Annotated in this window: 17 protein-coding genes; all 17 read right to left on the bottom strand. The window is 40.8% G+C overall.

Features of this window, described 5'->3' with window-relative positions; all coding sequences use genetic code 11:
- Window positions 1–116: 116 nt before the first annotated feature.
- A complete protein-coding gene (gene rpsO, locus EO116_RS07740; RefSeq protein WP_009353572.1) occupies window positions 117–383 on the bottom strand; it encodes a 30S ribosomal protein S15 in 267 nt (88 codons plus the stop codon).
- Between the two features lie 123 nt (window positions 384–506).
- The gene (locus EO116_RS07745) at window positions 507–1,298 is read right to left on the bottom strand and encodes an ABC transporter ATP-binding protein (RefSeq protein WP_127161331.1); all 792 of its coding nucleotides are present in this window, start codon (window positions 1,296–1,298) and stop codon (window positions 507–509) included.
- 15 nt (window positions 1,299–1,313) lie between these two features.
- Window positions 1,314–2,213, bottom strand: coding sequence for an ABC transporter permease (locus EO116_RS07750; protein WP_127161332.1), 900 nt, complete (start codon window positions 2,211–2,213; stop codon window positions 1,314–1,316).
- 35 nt (window positions 2,214–2,248) lie between these two features.
- Window positions 2,249–3,214 (bottom strand): ABC transporter substrate-binding protein, encoded by a 966-nt coding sequence (locus EO116_RS07755; protein ID WP_127161333.1) that lies wholly within the window; start codon window positions 3,212–3,214, stop codon window positions 2,249–2,251.
- A gap of 344 nt (window positions 3,215–3,558) precedes the next feature.
- Window positions 3,559–4,899 carry a branched-chain amino acid transport system II carrier protein gene (gene brnQ / locus EO116_RS07760; RefSeq protein ID WP_127161334.1) on the bottom strand — a complete coding sequence of 447 codons (1,341 nt, stop codon included), beginning with the start codon at window positions 4,897–4,899 and terminating at the stop codon, window positions 3,559–3,561.
- A gap of 11 nt (window positions 4,900–4,910) precedes the next feature.
- Complete coding sequence (locus tag EO116_RS07765; RefSeq protein WP_127161335.1) at window positions 4,911–6,539, bottom strand: phosphoenolpyruvate carboxykinase (ATP); 1,629 nt, start codon at window positions 6,537–6,539, stop codon at window positions 4,911–4,913.
- Between the two features lie 230 nt (window positions 6,540–6,769).
- The gene (galU, locus tag EO116_RS07770) at window positions 6,770–7,657 is read right to left on the bottom strand and encodes a UTP--glucose-1-phosphate uridylyltransferase GalU (RefSeq protein ID WP_127161336.1); all 888 of its coding nucleotides are present in this window, start codon (window positions 7,655–7,657) and stop codon (window positions 6,770–6,772) included.
- A gap of 14 nt (window positions 7,658–7,671) precedes the next feature.
- A complete protein-coding gene (locus EO116_RS07775; protein ID WP_127161337.1) occupies window positions 7,672–9,231 on the bottom strand; it encodes an LptA/OstA family protein in 1,560 nt (519 codons plus the stop codon).
- A 9-nt stretch (window positions 9,232–9,240) separates the two neighbouring features.
- Window positions 9,241–10,320: a hypothetical protein gene (locus tag EO116_RS07780; protein ID WP_240629153.1), complete on the bottom strand. Its 1,080-nt coding sequence runs from the start codon at window positions 10,318–10,320 to the stop codon at window positions 9,241–9,243.
- Window positions 10,321–10,377: 57 nt separating this feature from the next.
- A complete protein-coding gene (locus EO116_RS07785) occupies window positions 10,378–10,824 on the bottom strand; it encodes a hypothetical protein (RefSeq protein WP_127161338.1) in 447 nt (148 codons plus the stop codon).
- A gap of 103 nt (window positions 10,825–10,927) precedes the next feature.
- A complete protein-coding gene (gene hypE / locus EO116_RS07790) occupies window positions 10,928–11,935 on the bottom strand; it encodes a hydrogenase expression/formation protein HypE (RefSeq protein WP_127161339.1) in 1,008 nt (335 codons plus the stop codon).
- Complete coding sequence (hypD, locus tag EO116_RS07795) at window positions 11,936–13,054, bottom strand: hydrogenase formation protein HypD (protein WP_127161340.1); 1,119 nt, start codon at window positions 13,052–13,054, stop codon at window positions 11,936–11,938.
- Window positions 13,011–13,265, bottom strand: a complete 255-nt coding sequence (locus EO116_RS07800) for a HypC/HybG/HupF family hydrogenase formation chaperone (protein ID WP_126939224.1) — start codon at window positions 13,263–13,265, stop codon at window positions 13,011–13,013. The genes hypD and EO116_RS07800 overlap by 44 nt, the downstream gene beginning before the upstream one ends.
- 8 nt (window positions 13,266–13,273) lie before the next feature.
- Window positions 13,274–15,688 carry a carbamoyltransferase HypF gene (locus tag EO116_RS07805; RefSeq protein ID WP_127161341.1) on the bottom strand — a complete coding sequence of 805 codons (2,415 nt, stop codon included), beginning with the start codon at window positions 15,686–15,688 and terminating at the stop codon, window positions 13,274–13,276.
- 29 nt (window positions 15,689–15,717) lie between these two features.
- Window positions 15,718–17,112: a thioether cross-link-forming SCIFF peptide maturase gene (scfB, locus tag EO116_RS07810; protein WP_127161342.1), complete on the bottom strand. Its 1,395-nt coding sequence runs from the start codon at window positions 17,110–17,112 to the stop codon at window positions 15,718–15,720.
- A gap of 471 nt (window positions 17,113–17,583) precedes the next feature.
- Window positions 17,584–17,727, bottom strand: a complete 144-nt coding sequence (gene scfA, locus EO116_RS07815) for a six-cysteine ranthipeptide SCIFF (RefSeq protein ID WP_009353042.1) — start codon at window positions 17,725–17,727, stop codon at window positions 17,584–17,586.
- Between the two features lie 78 nt (window positions 17,728–17,805).
- Entirely contained in the window at window positions 17,806–18,828 is a 1,023-nt protein-coding gene (locus EO116_RS07820) for a metal ABC transporter solute-binding protein, Zn/Mn family (protein WP_127161343.1), read from the bottom strand.
- Window positions 18,829–18,945: the final 117 nt, after the last annotated feature.

The following is an 18,945-nucleotide window of genomic DNA, read 5'->3' on the forward strand; positions in this document are numbered from 1 at the left end:
AGAATAGCGCTAGCTATTTCCATAGCTAGCGCTAAAAGCTTTTACATGAGTAGCCCCCACATTTGACAAAGAGCCACAAAAAAGCGGCCGAAGCCGCTTTTTGTAAGTACGTAAAATTATTTACGTAATCCTAATTTTTCTAAGATCGCACGGTAGCGTTCGATATCTTTACGACGAAGGTAGTCAAGCATGTTACGACGTTGACCAACTAATTTTAAAAGACCACGACGGGAATGATGATCTTTTTTGTGCTCTTTTAAATGCTCAGTTAAGTATACAATGCGGTTAGTTAAAATCGCGATTTGTACTTCTGGGGATCCAGTGTCACCTTCGTGAACAGCAAATTCTTTAATAATAGCTGCTTTAGCTTCTGTAGTTAACATATTTCATGTCCTCCTAAAAATTACAATTCCATAGGCCAAAGTAATGGGCGGAGACTCAATTACCTCGCCTAGGTTAATACATCGGTATCTATAATACTATACTTTGTGGTAAAAGTAAAGTACTTAGCCCAACATCATGCGGTCACTGAGGGTATTTTCGCTGGCTACTTCAAAGCGCTCTAATAAATCTTGTACGGTTAAACTAGCTTTTTCTTCTCCACGTACATCATAGATAACTTTACCATTATCCATCATAATCAAGCGATTGCCGAATCGTAAGGCATCACGCATATTATGGGTAATCATCAAGGTAGTCAAATGATGTTCTTTGACCAATTCATCTGTGAGCTGCAATACTTTTTCTGCCGTTTTAGGATCTAAGGCTGCTGTATGTTCATCTAGCAACAGCACTTCTGGCTTCAACATAGTGGCCATCAACAAAGTAATGGATTGTCGTTGACCACCACTTAATAATCCCATACTGGATGACAAGCGATGTTCTAAACCCAAATCTAAACGAGCCAATTGCTGTTTAAATAATTCTCTTTCATTTTCTTTAAAAGCCCAAGATAATCCCATTTGTTTGCCTCGGCGCAAGGCGAGAAGCATGTTCTCCTCAATTTGCATATTTCCTGCTGTGCCCAACATAGGATCTTGGAAGACACGACCAATGTATTTGGCCCGCTTGTATTCCGCCATATGAGTGACGTCTACATCATTAATATGTAATGTACCTTCATCGACAGGGAATACCCCAGCGATGGAGTTCAACAAGGTACTTTTACCGGCACCATTACCACCGATAACAGTCACGAAGTCACCATCTTCTAATCGTAAATCAATGCCACGAAGAGCAATTTTTTCATTCACCGTGCCTTTATGGAAGGCTTTCACAATTCCTTTTAATTCTAACATGTGTGCACCCTCCTCTTAACCACGACGAAATTTACCTTGCCACGTTGGTAAAGATAAGGCAAGAGCTACTAATATAGCGGTAAATAATTTCAAATCATTTGGAGGCATACCTAGGTATAGTACAGTAGCAATAACAATACGGTAAATAATGGAACCGAATACAACGGCTACTAAGCTCAACACGAAGGAAGAATTACCGAATAGTTTGCGCACTACCGAAGAAGAAGCAAATAGTACTTCCCCGATGATAACAGATGCCAAACCAATAACGATAGTCCCTACACCCATACCGATATCTGCGAAGCCTTGGGATTGGGCAATTAAAGCACCCGACACAGCTACAAACCCATTGGATAATAGTAATCCAAGGACAATCATAGTGTCTGTGTTCACCCCTTGGGCACGAATCATTTGTGGATTTACCCCAGTAGCACGAATCGATGTACCTAGCTCAGTGCCGAAGAACCAGAATAAGAATAATCCCACTACCACCGTTACTACTACACCAATGATGGTCAATGCCACCGCATTGGAAATGCCCATGCTATGAATGGCGGAGTACACTGTATCCATGCGCAATAAGGAAATGTTTGCTTTCCCCATAATATGTAAGTTCACAGAATACAAGGCAATCATTGTTAAGATACCAGCTAGTAATGCGGGAATTTTTAATTTGGTATGTATCCAGCCCGTTACAGCACCGGCAATCATACCACCAATACCTGCAACTATCACTGTGATCCAAGGGTTCACACCCATGGTAATCAATACTGCAGAAATAGCAGCTCCCATAGGGAAACTACCTTCTACTGTTAAATCTGCTACGTCTAAAATTCTGAAAGTAATGAATACACCCAATGCCAACAATGCCCACAATAGGCCTTGTGCAATGGTGCTAATAATTAAGTTTGTCATAGATCCTCCTACTTGGGGTTGCCCCCACTACTATACTACTGTTGTCGTAATGACTCTGGAATCTGGATATGCAAGCGATCTGCTTCGTCTTGATTGAATACAAATTTAATAGGCTCTTGCATCTCGATTGGCATGCTATCCGGTGTACTTTCACCACGAAGCACACGGGCCGCCATATGTCCAGTTTGAACCCCTAATCTATAAAAGTCTACAGAATAGGCTGCTAGTCCGCCTGTTTTTAACCATGTCTCATCAGAGGGAAACACTGGTAAGTTAGCGCTACTAAATATGGTAACGATGTTCGCATAGGATGAAGCGATGATATTATCTGTTGGAAAGTACACTGCATCGATACCCATAATAGCTAATTGATTCGCCGCCTGCGGCACATCATTCACGTTGGATACGGTAATTTCCACTAATTCCATACCGTATTTCTGTGCTTCTTTTCGAAAACTCTCTGCTTGTAATTGTGAATTCACTTCACTAGATGAATAAATAGTACCGATTTTTTTCGCATTCGGCAATAATTGATGCACTAATTCCACTCGTTTTTCCATAGGCACCATATCTGTGGTACCCGACACATTACCACCTGGATGTTCATCACTATCCACTAGTCGTGCTGTGGTAAAACTCGTAACCGCCGTTCCTAACACCGGAATATCCTTCGTAGCATTTGCCATAGCCTGTACGGCTGGTGTGGCAATAGCCACTACTAAATCGGAATTACGTGCCACAAATCGTTGGGCAATGGTGTTTAGATTCGATTGGTCTCCTTGAGCATTTTGATGGTCAAGAATCACATTATCTACAAATCCCTCTTCCCGTAATCCATCTACAACACCTTTGTTGGCTGCATCTAGTGCGGGATGCTCCGCTAATTGCAAGATACCTACTCGGTACATCTTGCCTCCTCCTGGTGCTTCTAGTGAAGATTCATGCCATAGTAAGAATCCCACCAGACAGACCACCAACAGGGCCAGTCCTTTTTTCCACATAAAAATCTCCTTTCTACTATACTACATTGGTAGCCTCGCGCCACCGCCTACAGTCTTTCTATGGGAAAGATATAGAGATTATACCACATGTGAAAGTAATAGAAAATATATAATTTGTAATTTCTATAGAATCTAATATTTTTCTGTAACATATAGATAAAGGCTAGAAAACCTGATGCCCATTTCTATAGCAATAAACATCGAAACATACTTGTAAAGATAGACAAAACGACTAGATCCTTACAACCTAGTCGTTTATCAATATTACACTATTAATTTGTCTTGCAAGATACTCTACACCGCGATACTAAACATCTCTACTAGTGTATGTACAAGCATAACTATTATTTTCGTACTAGCCCAATATGCACCATACCCACAACAAAACCGATAATGGACGGTACAATCCAGCCCATACCGATGGAGGCAAATGGTAGCATTCCGTAATATGGTAATGCCCATTGGACAAATCCAGATTGATTGATAAATGCTGGCGCCGTTGCCATCGCATCACCTAATGCCGCAAATAACGCAAAGGCTGTTGTCCACGCATATACTGCTTGTCGTCCTTGGAAAATTGGTGCTGCAAAGGATAACAAGATGATCGTAATAGACAATGGATACAAGAACATCAACACAGGGATAGCGAGTTCGATAATTTTTGTTAAACCTACGTTAGCAATTAAGAAACCCACTGCTGTTGTTAAATATGCATAACCACGGTAACCCAATGTATTAGGGAACATTTCATCGAATGTTTCACCACAAGCACCGATTAAGCCTACGCATGTTTTTAAACATGCCAACGTAACGATAATAGCTAACAAGATAGCCCCTACATTACCGAAGTAAAACGCATTCATTTGCGCCATGGTGATACCGCCATTTTTAGCAAGACCTAATGTGGTCACGCTAGTAGCACCACTATACGCCAAGAAACCGTAGATAACAGCCATAATGGAGCACGCTACGAAGCCGGCTTTCACAAGGCCCATAGCAATGTCCTTAGGTTCTGTGACCCCTACTCCTTGTAGAGCACGAATAACGATAATACCAAAGGCTAACGATGCCAATACATCTAGCGTGTTATATCCTTCCGTAAAACCTTTGAAGAACGCATGAGTCGCATATTCCCCTTGTGGCGCTACTGATGTGTAATCTCCCATTGGCATAACCACTACAGTGATTAATAAAATGCTTAGAAACACTAAGAATAATGGTGTTAACACTTTACCAATATAGGTCATCAACTTGCCAGGGTTTAGAGAGAACAAAATAGCAATGATAAAGAACACTGCAGAGAATAGGCCTAATGCAAGATCAGGATTGACACCACCAAGGAATGGTTCAAATCCGATGGTATAGGATACTGTACTTGTTCTTGGGATGGCAAATGCAGGGCCAATAGTAATGTATAACAACAAAGTAAAGATTTTACCATACATAGGGTGTACGCGGCTCACTAAATCTTGTAAGCCATTACTACGAGATACCCCCATGGCAACAATACCCAAGAATGGTAATCCGATAGCTGTTACTAAAAAGCCTATAATAGCTGGCCATAAGGCTTGACCGGCTTCTTGCCCCAAGTGAACTGGGAAAATTAAGTTTCCTGCCCCAAAGAACATACCGAACAACATAGTTCCAATAAAGGCAACAGAACCCCAAGATAATGTTTGCTTCATGATTAGTCCCCCTACATAATGATTTTTAATACATCTAATACTTCGTCAGGCAACTCATCTTTTGTTCCTTTTAAGTTTTCAATGTAATCGTAGCGGAACTCAAATGCTTTATGAAGAATATGATGATACTCACGAACTGTAAAATCTGGTTCAAAACCTTCCACTTTTACATATTCTAAGTTTTCATATTTATAGAACGGTTCAAAGTTAAGACTACCCTCAACCAAACCTTCTAACAAACCTAATGTTACCTCTTTTGGAATTTTCTTGTCCAAGAAGAATCCAGTGTTCATAATATAACAATCTACACCAGATTGAGTGAATAGTTTTTTGTAACTTTCATAATCAGTACGTAAGGAATAGGTACGGAATGGATTTGCATAAGGTTCAATGACCAATGCATTAGGATCTACATTATCATCTAATTTTTCCGCTGTAGAGCGACGTGTTGCCAAAGTAGCACCCATAGTAGCTGCCAAAATTGGATCATCAATTTTTAAAATCGGTGGTAACGTTTTATCTTTCATTAACCATACGATGGCATTGACTGGGTCTTTCACAAAATTCACACGATTGTCTGTCCAGAATTGCGATTTAATAGCACGACCATTGTTATTACGTACATCTTCTGCTAAGACAACTTTATTGCCATCTTCATCTAAGGTTACACCCACATTTTGTAATGTCAATAAATATTTATTGGCAGGATGTTCCACCGGATAGTCTTGCATTTTATCAAAATATGTTGGTTCTAATGCAATAGAAGATAAATCTTCTGTATGAATAATATACGCATCATCATGTAACACAGAAATATCATAACGTCCATCATGTTGTTCATGCGTTAATGTAGACTTACCCGATCCTGATAACCCGAATACGCCGATGGTATAGGAAGAACCGTCCTTCAAGTTGTATCGTTTCATACCACCATGGCATGCCACATAACCGTAACGATTTGCCAAGGACCATCCTAATGTAAGAGTACCTTTTTTGTGTTCCCCAAAATAGCGCATTCCTAAAATCATAGCGCAGTTATGAGCAGGATCAAAAATAGCTAGTCCTCCAGGATATCCTTCTACCACATAATCTGGATCAGAATAGATAAAAATATCCCCTTCAGGAATTTCCTTGCTCTCTCTGTAAAAGGCTTTTACTTCCTCATTAAAAAATTGGAAATTGATAGCCCAAGAATACAGGATAGATGCATGTTCTTTCGGAATCATCAAATGCGCACGAGCTGTGAAAGCTTCATCCAAACCCACGATGGCTTGCGCAGAAGTCCATTCTTTATGACGACTATCATATACAGCTTCACGAGCAATATCACATAGCTCTACTTCGTTAATACCTTCATCACCGATGATACGACGCGCTTTTGCATAACGACCTGTAGTTTTACCATTATTGGTAACTAATACTTTTGCATCTTGTGGTAATCCTTGCTCTTCCGCACGGTAAATTGGCATATCTAATACAATGACACCAGGTTCCTTAGTTGCTAACTCATAAGCCTGTGCAATGGATTTAACAGGTGTTACATTATTTCCATAAAACGCTGTTTCTATCGTACTTCTTAATTTAGAAAAAAGCGGGTTTTCTTTAATTTCGGACTGTTTCCATTTTAATCTTGTTGCCATAATTTCCTCATTCGTTGTAACTTATTATACTTATGTATATTCCCTTATATTCTAACATTTAATTAAGTATTTCACAATATGAGACCACCATATGCACAGTATTAGCCTTAATAAACATAAGTTTCTGTGATATGAATCACAATATATTCTTACTATGCAGTAAGTAGATATACAAAAACGGATGTCACGAGGTATGCATCTCATAACATCCGTTACTTACCTATATACAACTACGCTTTAAGATTCATAACAGAATCGATGTCTAGTTCTTGCAAATAAGTTTTGAAAGCCTCTGCCAACTGTGGGTTTCGCAAGCCGTATTCTACGGTGGCTTTTAAATAGCCTAAGCGATCACCTATATCATAGCGTACCCCTTCATAGGAATAGGCTAAAATTTTTGATGAAAGTCTCGCAATGGCATCGGTCAACTGAATTTCATTACCCGCTCCTTGAGGAGTTTTTTCTAACTCGTCAAATATATCTGGTGTCAAAATATAACGACCTAATACGGCCAAGTTCGATGGAGCATATTCAAGTGGTGGTTTCTCCACTAGCCCAGCTACTTCGTACACATTCGGTTCAATTTCATATCCTGACACAATACCATAGGAGCTAACTTTTTCTGGCGCTACAAATTGAGTTCCTAAAATCGTCACCCCATCATGGGCATAATAACAATCAATCAACTGTTTCAAGCATGGCCTTTGCGGGTTATACACCACATCATCCCCTAAGAGAACAGCAAATGGCTCATCTCCTATGAAAGACTTAGCACAATAAATAGCATCACCTAAGCCACGGGCTGTTTTCTGACGAATGTAATGAACTTTAATATTCGCCAAGTTTCTCACCATCTCCAGATGCTGTTGCTTGCCTTGTTGTTGCAATAATTGTTCCAACTCCACGCTAGTATCAAAATGATCTTCAATGGCACGCTTATTCCGTCCTGTAATAATTAGAATATCCTCAATACCGGAATCGATGGCTTCTTGCACAATGTATTGTATAGTTGGTGTATCCACGATAGGCAACATCTCTTTCGGTTGTGCCTTAGTGGCTGGTAAAAAGCGTGTTCCAAAACCTGCGGCTGGAATGACTGCTTTTCTAACTTTTTTCATGGCGTCCCCTTAGATTAAAAATCTTTCGCTACCAATGTATATTCCCATTTCTTTTGTTTCGTGCGATATGTCAAAGAGCCCTCAAAGGAGTGCAAATCTCTATGCCATGTCAAATCCACATAGCGTAATTCATGGGTTTGCAAGTCTCGTTGCATTTGTACACTAAAACGATCTAATCGTGTAGCTTGTACACTTAGCCCATAGTACAGATTATACTTCACATCAATTTGGTCAAATGGATATGGAGAATCTGCTGAAACCGATACATTACTTTGACGATATCCAGCCCATGCATCCACTCGTGGTCCTAATTTTGTAGTCGCTCCTACGCCCCAATATGGCATGGACCGTACGGATGAATCATATCCATAATAGTCCCGTTGGTAACCACCATAGAATTTTACCTCTGTCTTTGGCCCAATATGAACTGGGTCATGAGAGAGTTCCCCAAAATACTTAGCATGAGAGCCCTTGATATGGCCTTCTACCCATCTACCATAGCTAGCACCGCCACGAATGGTAAACGGCGTAGTACCTATATGATAGGCATGCGTATCTATGGACAGTTCAGGTTTCTTTTCTACCCATACCTTTTTAGCATTTAATGTAGCTGATTCACGACTATATGCAATCTTTGCTTCACCCCATGGCAAGAACTGTACATACCCAAAAGATGGTTTAAATCCAACATTGGTACCCCAAGTATAATGCAAGAATAACTCTCCATGCTTAGATACAGGATAGTCAATCTTACCATTTAAGCTCAATCCATCAGAAGAATTGTATTTTGGTCTTGGTACAAAGGAAAATACACTGACTTGTCCTTGTTTATCTTGGCGCAAAGACACGGTATATTTTTTTACAGATATAATTCGTTTATTTTTAATATAAAAGCTTGCATTATGAATAACTGCTTTATCACCTGGGAATACCTCAATATAATCGCCTTCTACACGATAATCAGGTGCCCCTTTAAAAGCGATGGCATGTTTTGTCGTTAACCAACCTTTTTCAATGCGCCCTGTTTTACCATCAAAGTCGCCTACTTCAGCTTTCACCCAATAGGGATCTGCATAGCCAAATACGTCCTTTGTATGCGCTTCACCAGTAGTCGCATTGTAAGTAATATGAGAACCTGTTAAGTCTTTTGTGTCCCCTTTATCTTCTAAAAAGCGATAGTCCGATGCACTTTCATATTGTTGCGTCTTCGTATTGCCTTCTATTTTTTGCGACAGTAGCTGTTGATTGCCTCGTTCTACTTCTACCGAACCATTAGCCCATACACGACCAGTTGTATCATTATAATACATTTTATCTGCATCAATACGAACTGGTACGGCTGGTTTCTGTACCGCTTGTTTTCCTTTAGGAACTGTTGGCTTCACTTGCAAATTCGGTGCGTACTTTGTATCCGTAGATACAGTGGAACCCATAGGAGTTTGCACATACTGAACCGCAGCTACTTGAGGCTCCGTTTCAAATACTGGAGCTGTAGTATCTACTGTTTGTGCATGGCTTTGCGTACACGCCAATGCCGTCAAAATGGCAGCGGCTGTTACAGAATATCGTTTCATGCCCATCTCCTAGTCTTTCTCACGTTTTACAATGATGACAGGTTTTTCTGTTAAAGAATCATCTGGTACTACTTGTACTGGTTCTGCTTTTGCTTTTACAGCTGGCGCTTGTGTAGCAACTAGCTCTGTTGCTTTCGGCGCTACCACAGGTTCTACAGGAGCTTTAGGAGCTACACCAGTATCCACACCATGTATTTCTATACCAGAAATTGTAACAGAAGATTCCGGTTGTACGTATACAAGCGTTCCTACTGGCAAATCAATGGATTTTCCTTTTACAAAGAAACCACCTACAAGTCCTACTGGTCCCAACAATACAGCTCCTGCTACAGAGGCGCCAGCAGCTTTTAATTCGCCTTTTGTTTTCGCTTTTGCTTCTTCCCCTTGGATAGCTGTAAAGATGGTTCCGTCGATACCTTGTAATTGGTCAAAGACAATGTTCAATTTAGCATTACGACCAAAAGAGCGAGCTTTTGTAATTTCTGTAATATGACCAGTTCCTACTGTTCCTTTAGGAATCAACAAAGTTTCTCCATCCATTACATCTTCAGCTACTTTGACATGTACCACATCATCTTTTACATTTTTTTGAGATGTCACAGGTTCTGTCAATTCTAGAGTAAATACTTGATCTGCTCCAATTGTACCCGTCTTAGTTTTCAAGGCTACTTGTGTGCCAAAGATAGATTGTTTTAGTTTTTGTACACGGCTTTGTAAGGATCCTTTTGCTTCTAATCCATTCACACTGCGTTCCATTTCCCCAATGCGCTCTACAAGAGATCCACTATGAACTTCATCAAAATACATCCATTCCAAAGCATTCACTTCTTGATGCAATGTTACCTTTGTACCTTGCCCTTCTACAGACTTGTACAAAGATTCCACTTGACCAGTAATACTACCTTGTTGTTTAGCTCCCAAAATAGTATCTTCCAATTGATGCACTCGATCTGTTAAGGCCCCTACTTGCACTTTACCATATACAGTACTTTCCAAGGCTTCTGTTTTTTCTAAAACAGTATCTGGTGCAGCCCATACACTTGTTGTTAAAAGAGCGAATACGGCTCCCAATACAGCAGAACGTTTCATAGTATCTCCTCATCTCTACTAACACATAGATAGCACGGGCAAGCCCGTGCTAATCCATTAAATCTTCAAATCTATAATTGCCGATACACCGACCCCTTGAATGCGATTTGCACTCGTTGGGTTTGTGCTATCAATCGGTACTAGTCCTTTTACGCGAGCTACGGAATTAAAACTAGCCTCTATTTGCGCTACTGCCTCAACACGTTCCACTTCACTGCTAGGTCCTGTTACCTGTGCCGCACCAATGTGGCCACCTTTCCCAAGACTCACAATAGGAACTACTTTTGTTGAATAGGTAGTACTCAAATTGTTTTGCTTTAATAAACTGTTCAAGAAGTTATTGATGGAGTCACCGTATTTATCTACTAGAAAGCCCACGCCTCCTACTTTCAATACGCCTCCTACTAGATTCCCTAAATTAAATGCCTGTGCTTGTTGAACTCCAACAACACCTACAGTGGCTACCGAGAATGCTACCATAGCAGCTACGATTTGTTTTTTCATCGTAATATCCTCCTTTTCCTTTCCATTGTATCAAAAAATACATTTTTATTCTATACAAAGTATACGGGATATGTATGATTTTTTCATGAAGTATTACAATTTTCTAACAAATTCGTGGTACTTGGTCTTCTCCCAGCATATCAAGGAGACGTATCCCCCCTACTGCCGTTTGCAATCCTACTTTGCCAGCATTACCATTCACCACATCACCGACGATCACCGCATCACGACCTTCTGTGAAAGTGCGCATCATCTGCACTACCTCATCTGCCACGTCAGCGCGTACAATGGCAATCATCTTACCTTCATTGGCTAAATACAATGGGTCGTAACCTAACACTTGGCATACCGCTTGTACTTCCGCACGGACAGGGATGGCAGACTCTTGCAATCGAATTCCTTTTTGTGCAGAGTTAGCAATTTCTTGGAGCGTCGTCGCTAAACCGCCACGGGTAGGATCTCTAAAGAAAGCAATATCTTTACCAAAGGTTTCTAATAGCTTATGAGCCATTTTATGTAAAGGCGCACAATCTGTTTGTATGGTATCTGGTAAATCCAATCCATACCGAGTCCCCATGACAGCAATCGCATGGTCCCCTAAGGTACCGGAAATGATGACTTTCATACCACTTTCAATATAAGACGTACCTAACTGTACATAATCCGGTACGATACCTACGCCAGCAGTATTGATGTAGATGCCGTCAACGGAACCTTTTTCTACCACCTTCGTATCCCCTGTGACAATGGACACCCCTGAAAGTTGTGCCATATCTGACATCGTTTGTAGCACAGTTTCTAAGGTAGAAATAGGCAATCCTTCTTCTAAGATAAGTCCACACGACAAATACTGAGGCACTGCGCCCATCATGGCTAAATCATTTACTGTACCGCATACAGCTAATTTCCCAATGTTGCCACCGGGGAAAATATGCGGTGTCACTACATAGGAATCTGTACTCATAGCCATACGTCCCGTTGTGACTGGAAATACAGCGCCATCATGTAATTCATTTAATATTGGATTCGAAAAATATTTCACAATATATTGGTCCACCAATTCATGGCTAAACTTACCGCCATTACCATGGACTAAGCGAATACGTTCCATTTATTCCTCCCAGGTCATTCCACCACTGGAAAAACCATATTTATACCAAGCTGAACAACTGCCTTCTACCGATACCATACAAGCTCCCACTGGATGCTCTGGCGTACAAAGTTTACCAAATAAAGGACATGCATCAGGATGAATCATCCCTTGGATAACAGATCCGCATTGGCACCCTTTCGGTCCATCACTGGTTGTAAATGTTCCTAAAGGTAGTTGTACCAACGCATCATAGGCAGACCATTCTCCGCGCAATTTTAAACCCGATGCTGGCAGTACACCGATACCACGCCAGCCATCATCGGACGGTTCATATAAGGTATCCATCAACTGTTGTGCTACAGGATTGCCCGTTTTTGCTACCACAGAACGATACGTATTACCTACATAAAATGTTTGTTCTTTTCGTTGTTCCAACAAATTCACAATAGCCGCCAGAATTTCCACACCATCAAAACCAGCAATACAGCTTGGCATATGATATTCATCGGCCAAGAATTGATACGGCTGTTCCCCAATGATAACACTCACATGACCTGGCAACAGAAATCCATCAATTTGATGCTCTGGATTACTCAATAAGGCACGTAATGCAGGAGGTACCAATTTATGAGAAATCAAGAAAAATACATTTTTTAATCCCTTAGCATGTACTGCCTGAATAGTAGCTGCAATGACAGCGATAGTCGTTTCAAAGCCGATGCCCAAGAAAATAATCTTTTTATCTGGATATTGTTCACTCAATCCAAGCACTTCCATAGGGCTATAAATAATTTCAATATGCGCCCCATTTTCTTTCGACTGCCATAAATTACCCGTCGTACCAGGAATCTTCAGCATATCTCCAAAGGTAGCGATGACTACATCCTCTCGATCCGCATATGCCAAGGCTTGATCCATATATTGTTGGTCTGTCACACACACAGGGCATCCAGGACCGCTGATTAGTTCTATGCCTTTCGGCAACATTTGACGGATCCCTTCACGAAAGATAGCCACTGTATGGGTCCCACAGACTTCCATGAATCGTACAGTTTCCTCTGGATTATGTAATTCGTGAATGCGCTCTAGTAAACTAGCTGCGACTTTCGATTTTTCCGTTAAAGTAATCTTGTTCAAGTTCTTCTAATTCGCGGAATGCCTCAAGGGTCAAACGCGCTTCCTCCTCATCTACAATTTGTACGGCACAGCCCGCATGGACTAATAACCAATCTCCAATTTTTGCTTCCGGCACCAATAACAGACTGCACTCTCGTTGCACCCCTGTTAATTCCACGGTACCAATTGTTTCATTAATATGCACCAACTGTGCAGGTACTGCTAAACACATAGTATCTCCTATCTATTCCTATGACTTCCTAACCATAATTGTCCCAAGGCGATAGCGCCATCATTCATAGGACTTTGTGTTGGAACGTGGACCTTATATTCCTGTAATTCTTGCATCACTCCTCCTAGAAGAATGCGATTTTGGAATACTCCTCCACACAAGACAATATGCGAAATATGTCGTTCCTCACAACATTGTTTCGCCATCTGTCCTATATAATATATCAAAGTTCTGTGAAAGTTCGCTGAGATTTTTGCTACACTTTCACCATCTTTTAATTGTTCTATCACAGATTGTACTAAACTCATTGTATCTAATACGCTTCCGTCCAGCTTCATGTCTAGGATAGTGCCCTTCTCTGAAAGCGCCAGTTGCTCTAACTCGATAGCAAGTTGCGCATCATAGAGATGCTCATGACCTAAACCTAGCAAGGATGCTACTGTATCAAATAAACGACCACCGCTAGAAGACTGTGCCATCTGCATATGGGGCATCATTTTCTCTAACAATTGCCACCCTTTAGGCAGTGATTCTTTCCACTGTTCTATCACGGTAGGCACTCCTGTTGGATAGAGCTGATTCACATACCACAAGGCTTGGCGCCACGGCTCTCGTACAGCTACTTCGCCACCTGGCAAAGGGGCATAGCTCAAATGTGCCATTCGTTCCATATGTTCTTTGTGGCAATATAAAAATTCACCACCCCATAGAGTACCATCTGTGCCATATCCTGTCCCATCAAAGCAAATCCCTAACACTGGCTCCTGAGTATTATACTCTGCCAGTACCGCTGCCACATGGGCATGATGATGCTGCACTTCTATGACAGGCACGTTATGCTCCTCTGCATAGGATTTACCACACTGCGATGTGTAATAATTCGGGTGGGCATCCACGATGACCTGCGTAGGTTGTAATTGAAATAACTCTTCATAACGTATCGTCGTAGCCCACAACAAATCTTGTACACGCTCATGTTCCATATCCCCCATATAGGGACTGAGAATAGCATGAGACCCACGGTTCATACCAAAAGAGGCTTTCATATCTGCCCCCATGGCAAGCATAGTAGGACTCTTTTCTAATGGTACTACAGGAATGGACAAAGGTACGTATCCTCGGCTACGGCGGATTAGAATCGGCTCATTCTGAACCACTTGCACCACCGAATCGTCTACAGGAGAAATAATTTCCCGATTGTGAGTCAATATATAATCTGCAATACCCTGTAGCTCTTCCACTGCCTGTGCATCATCATATAGCACAGGATCCCCACTGCGGTTGGCACTGGTCATCACCCACAAAGCATCAGATGGTATCAAGCTATAATGATACGGTGCATACGGTAAAACGACTCCCAATGTATTCATACCAGGGGCCACACTAGGTGCAACAGGCACCCTCTGTGACGCAATAATCTTATCAGCCTTCCGCTCTGATGCAACATGGCATTCCTCATTAGAACTAGTTTGTTCCTGATTTCTATTAGATATATCTTTAGAAGCTGCATCATTCTCAAAAGTGCCATATGATTCCGTATGTATAGCATCAGTACTATACTCTGCTACCTTTTGTAATAACACAATAGGTCTTGCAGGACTCAACAATAGTTCTTCTTCCTTTTCAGATATGTGCGCATACTGTTTTGCATTCTCCAAGGACCCTGCCATAACTGCTAATGGTTTTCGAGGTCGTCCTTTACGCTGTCGTAAGGTTTGTACTGTGCTTTCTTGTAACGCATCACACACCAAATGATAGCCACCCACGCCTTTTAGTGCCACGATAGAACCATTTTGTATATGCTTTTGGGCTTGCTCTATCGCATCCAGCCCAGTGGCGAGCACCGTACCATCTATATCTTTTAGTGTGAACATCGGTCCACAGTGATCGCAAGCATTGGGCTCTGCATGGTATCTCCGACCGCTTAGGTCGTCATATTCCTTCTGACAGTCTTCACACATAGGGAATACTTTCATTGATGTTTTGTCACGGTCGTAAGGGGTGCTTTCAATAATCGTATACCGAGGACCGCAATTCGTACAATTCGTAAACCCATAGTGAAAGCGTCGATTTTCAGGGTCTTGTATCTCTTGCAAGCACGCCTCGCAAGGCGCCATATCAGCCCCAATAAAGGCATGTCCTTTCACACCATGAGAAAGGATGATGGTAAAATCATCCAAAGTCTGTAATTCCGTCGGTTCCATTTGTAAGGTATCGATACGTCCATGTATAGGTAACTCAGACTGCAATCGCTCTACAAATAGTTGGCAATCTGCATCCACACCTTGTATGTGTATCTCCACACCGCTCGTGTCATTTCTTACTGTGCCCACGATTCCTAATTCGTGAGCTAGTTTAGACACAAAGGGGCGGAATCCTATGCCCTGTACAATGCCCGTTACATGTATGGTGTATGCCTTCATAGAACCCGCCTCCCTTCTGTTATATAATTTTAGTGATTTTCTTGTCGGATCCCTGCTGCATCAAGTTCAGCTTGGATCATAATAGCACATTCAATCCGTTTTTTCTGTAATTTACATCCCATTTCGTATGGTGTACTAAGGTCTCCACCTAATGTTTCATTATTCGCATGGCAACCGCCAGAGCAGAAGAATTTTGCCCAACAGTTAGCACATGTTTCTTTCGTAAATACGTGAGTGTTTCTAAACTGCGTTGGTATATCATAATTTTTCAAACCATCGAAAACAGTACCAATCACATACCCATCTTTACCTACATATTGGTGACATGGATAAATATCCCCATTGGGTACAACCGCCATATACTCATGACCCGCTCCGCAACCACGCAAACGTTTTGCCATACATGGTCCACGATATAAATCCATACGGAAGTGGAAGAAGTTAAATTTCTCACCCCAACCAGCTAATTGACGTTCTAAATATAAGTCTGCCAATTTTTCATATTCTTTTTCAATGATTGGCATATCTTCTGGACGCAATACATAAGCGCCGTCTTCCCCTACCACTGGTTCCATAGACAAATGCTCAAAACCTAAATCGGACATAGCTTCTACGTCTTTGCAGAAGTCTAGGTTATTATGCGTATACGTGCCACGCACATAATATTCACGGCCATCACGTTGCTGTACGGCATTGACCAAGTTTTTCGCTACTGTTTGGTACGTATCTCTACCACCTGCACTAGGGCGCATGCTATTATGTACATCTTCACGACCATCTAAGGAAAGAACTAAACTCATGTTATGTTCATTAACATAATCGATTTTATCTTGTGTCAGTAACACACCATTCGTCGTTAAGGTTAATTTAAAAATCTTTCCATGTTTATCTTGGATCGATTCAATATATTCTACGGTCTGTTTCACTACATCCCAGTTCAACAATGGCTCGCCACCGAAGAAATCGATTTCGCAATGTTGCCTTGGGCCACTCATGGAAATCAAGAAATCTACTGCACGTTTCGCCACGTCAAAACTCATTAATTCCCGTTTCACTCCGCCGTAATCACCTTGGCTAGCAAAACAATATTTACAAGCTAAGTTGCAATCATGCGCAATGTTTAAGCAAAGAGCTTTTACAATTGGTTTTTCATCTACCACTAGTTTGAACTCTGCAGACATAGGAGCAAAGAGCATTTCCTCTTTGATGAGTTCATCTAACTCATCCATAATTTCATCTAACTCCGCTGCATCCTCTGTGGCATCTAACGCACTATGTACAGCATCACGGTTGGTACCGTTATAGATATCTAATACACGATCAATGAGCTCATCAATAACGTGAATAATTCCACTATTTACATCCAATAGAAAGAACTTATCTTTCATTTTAAATTTATGAATCATCGGTTGTAATTCTAACATTCATACCTCCATTAACTTACTAAAGTCTAACTTGTATTATATCACTTTATGGTCATAACGTATAGAAAGCTATCAATATAGGGTATACTTTTTCTAAAATTATAGTATGCAAAAAATTGTACTTTTAAAGTACAATATGTTATAATTTAGACAAGCTAAAGATATAAAGGGTTAGCATACATAATCCCCCTAGATCATGCACATCTAGGGGGATTTTTGTATGTTTTATAGATTCATACAAAATCTAGGATTGTTACAAGCAAAGCAACATATCAATCCATTTGCAAATGTAGTAGCTAGCTACACTTGCCATGACTGCCACTATAAAAGATTTTAAAGGGTTATACATACTGTCACCTCCTCCTGTTACGGATTTGGTTTTCTTGTAACACTTTTAGTATAATCCTAGAAGTAATATAAAGCAAATAAGCTGCCCACCATATGGTGAACAGCTTATTGCTAATCGAATGATTATTTTTGTTTGCACACTTGGTTGCCTACTGTACAGCTAGTTTTGCAAGCAGATTGGCAAGATGTTTGACATTCGCCGCAGCCGCCTGTTTTAGCAGTTTTTTGTAGGGATTCAGTGTTAATTGTACGAATACGTTTAGACATCTTCATTCCTCCTAAGCACAAACTTACTCTTATATATTATCATCTAATACCGATTCAAGCAAGCGCAAGGGACAGGAATTAGTGAGCTAACGCTTCTTTCAATGTTTTAAGGTTTTCTTCCATGATGTCAAGGTATGTCACATGTTTTTGTGTTTGTTCTTCTGTTAAACCTTCAGCGGGGTTCAATACATACACTTTTACACCAGTTTCAGCAGCAATGGCATTCGCCAATTTAGGGCTTACCAATTCTTCACTGAAGATAGCTTTTACATTATGTTCTTTGATGAAAGCCACGATATCTGCCATGCGTTCTGGTGTTGGTTCTGCATCTGGAGATACACCCATGATACCTAATTGTTCAAATCCGTATGCGTTTGCTAAGTAACCAAATGCCATATGGCTAACTACTAAATGTTTGTCGTGTTGTGTTTTACCAAATTCTTCATATTTAGCATGTAAAGCTTGTAATTTTTCTTTGTATGCTTTGCCGTTAGCTTCATAGTATTTTGCATTCGTAGGGTCTGCTTTGGAGAAAGCTTCTACAACGGCATCTACTTCTTTAGCAACATTCATTGGATCTAACCATACATGTGGATCAAACTCGCCATGTTCATGTTCGTGCTCATGTTTATCTTCTTTTTGAGCTTTATTATGGTCATCTTTGTCGTCTTTATGACCTTTGTCATGGTCATGATCATGTTCGTCTTCATCTTCATCTGGAGCTGGCAACAAAGTAACAGATTTAGACAATTCTACAGGTTGCGCTTTTTGTAGCACATCTTTTTCTAAAATCTTTTCTGTTGGTTCCAAACCTGCACCGCTATATAAGAACACTTTAGCAGTACCAATTTCTTTTAAATCTTTTGCAGTTGGATCCCAATCATGTGGTTCTGCTCCTGGAGGCACTAATAAAGTCACATCAACTTTGTCTCCCCCTACTTGTTTCGCTACATCATATACAGGGAACACGGTAGTAACAACTTTCATTTTTTCAGCTGGTGCTGCTTGTTTTGTATCACTACCACACCCAGCAATACCTACTGCAGTAGCCACCATAGTAGCTCCTAGTACAAAATAGGTTAATCGTTTTTTCCAATTCATGAGTATACTCCTCCTAACACATAAAAAACAAGAAGTGATTAGTTTTTGCTAATTCACTTCTTGATTATATCCGATTTAAAAAATCCGTGCTTGAATGCATGAGCAGTCTATACACTC

Source organism: Veillonella sp. VA137, assembly GCF_003992015.1.
Lineage (GTDB): Bacteria > Bacillota > Negativicutes > Veillonellales > Veillonellaceae > F0422.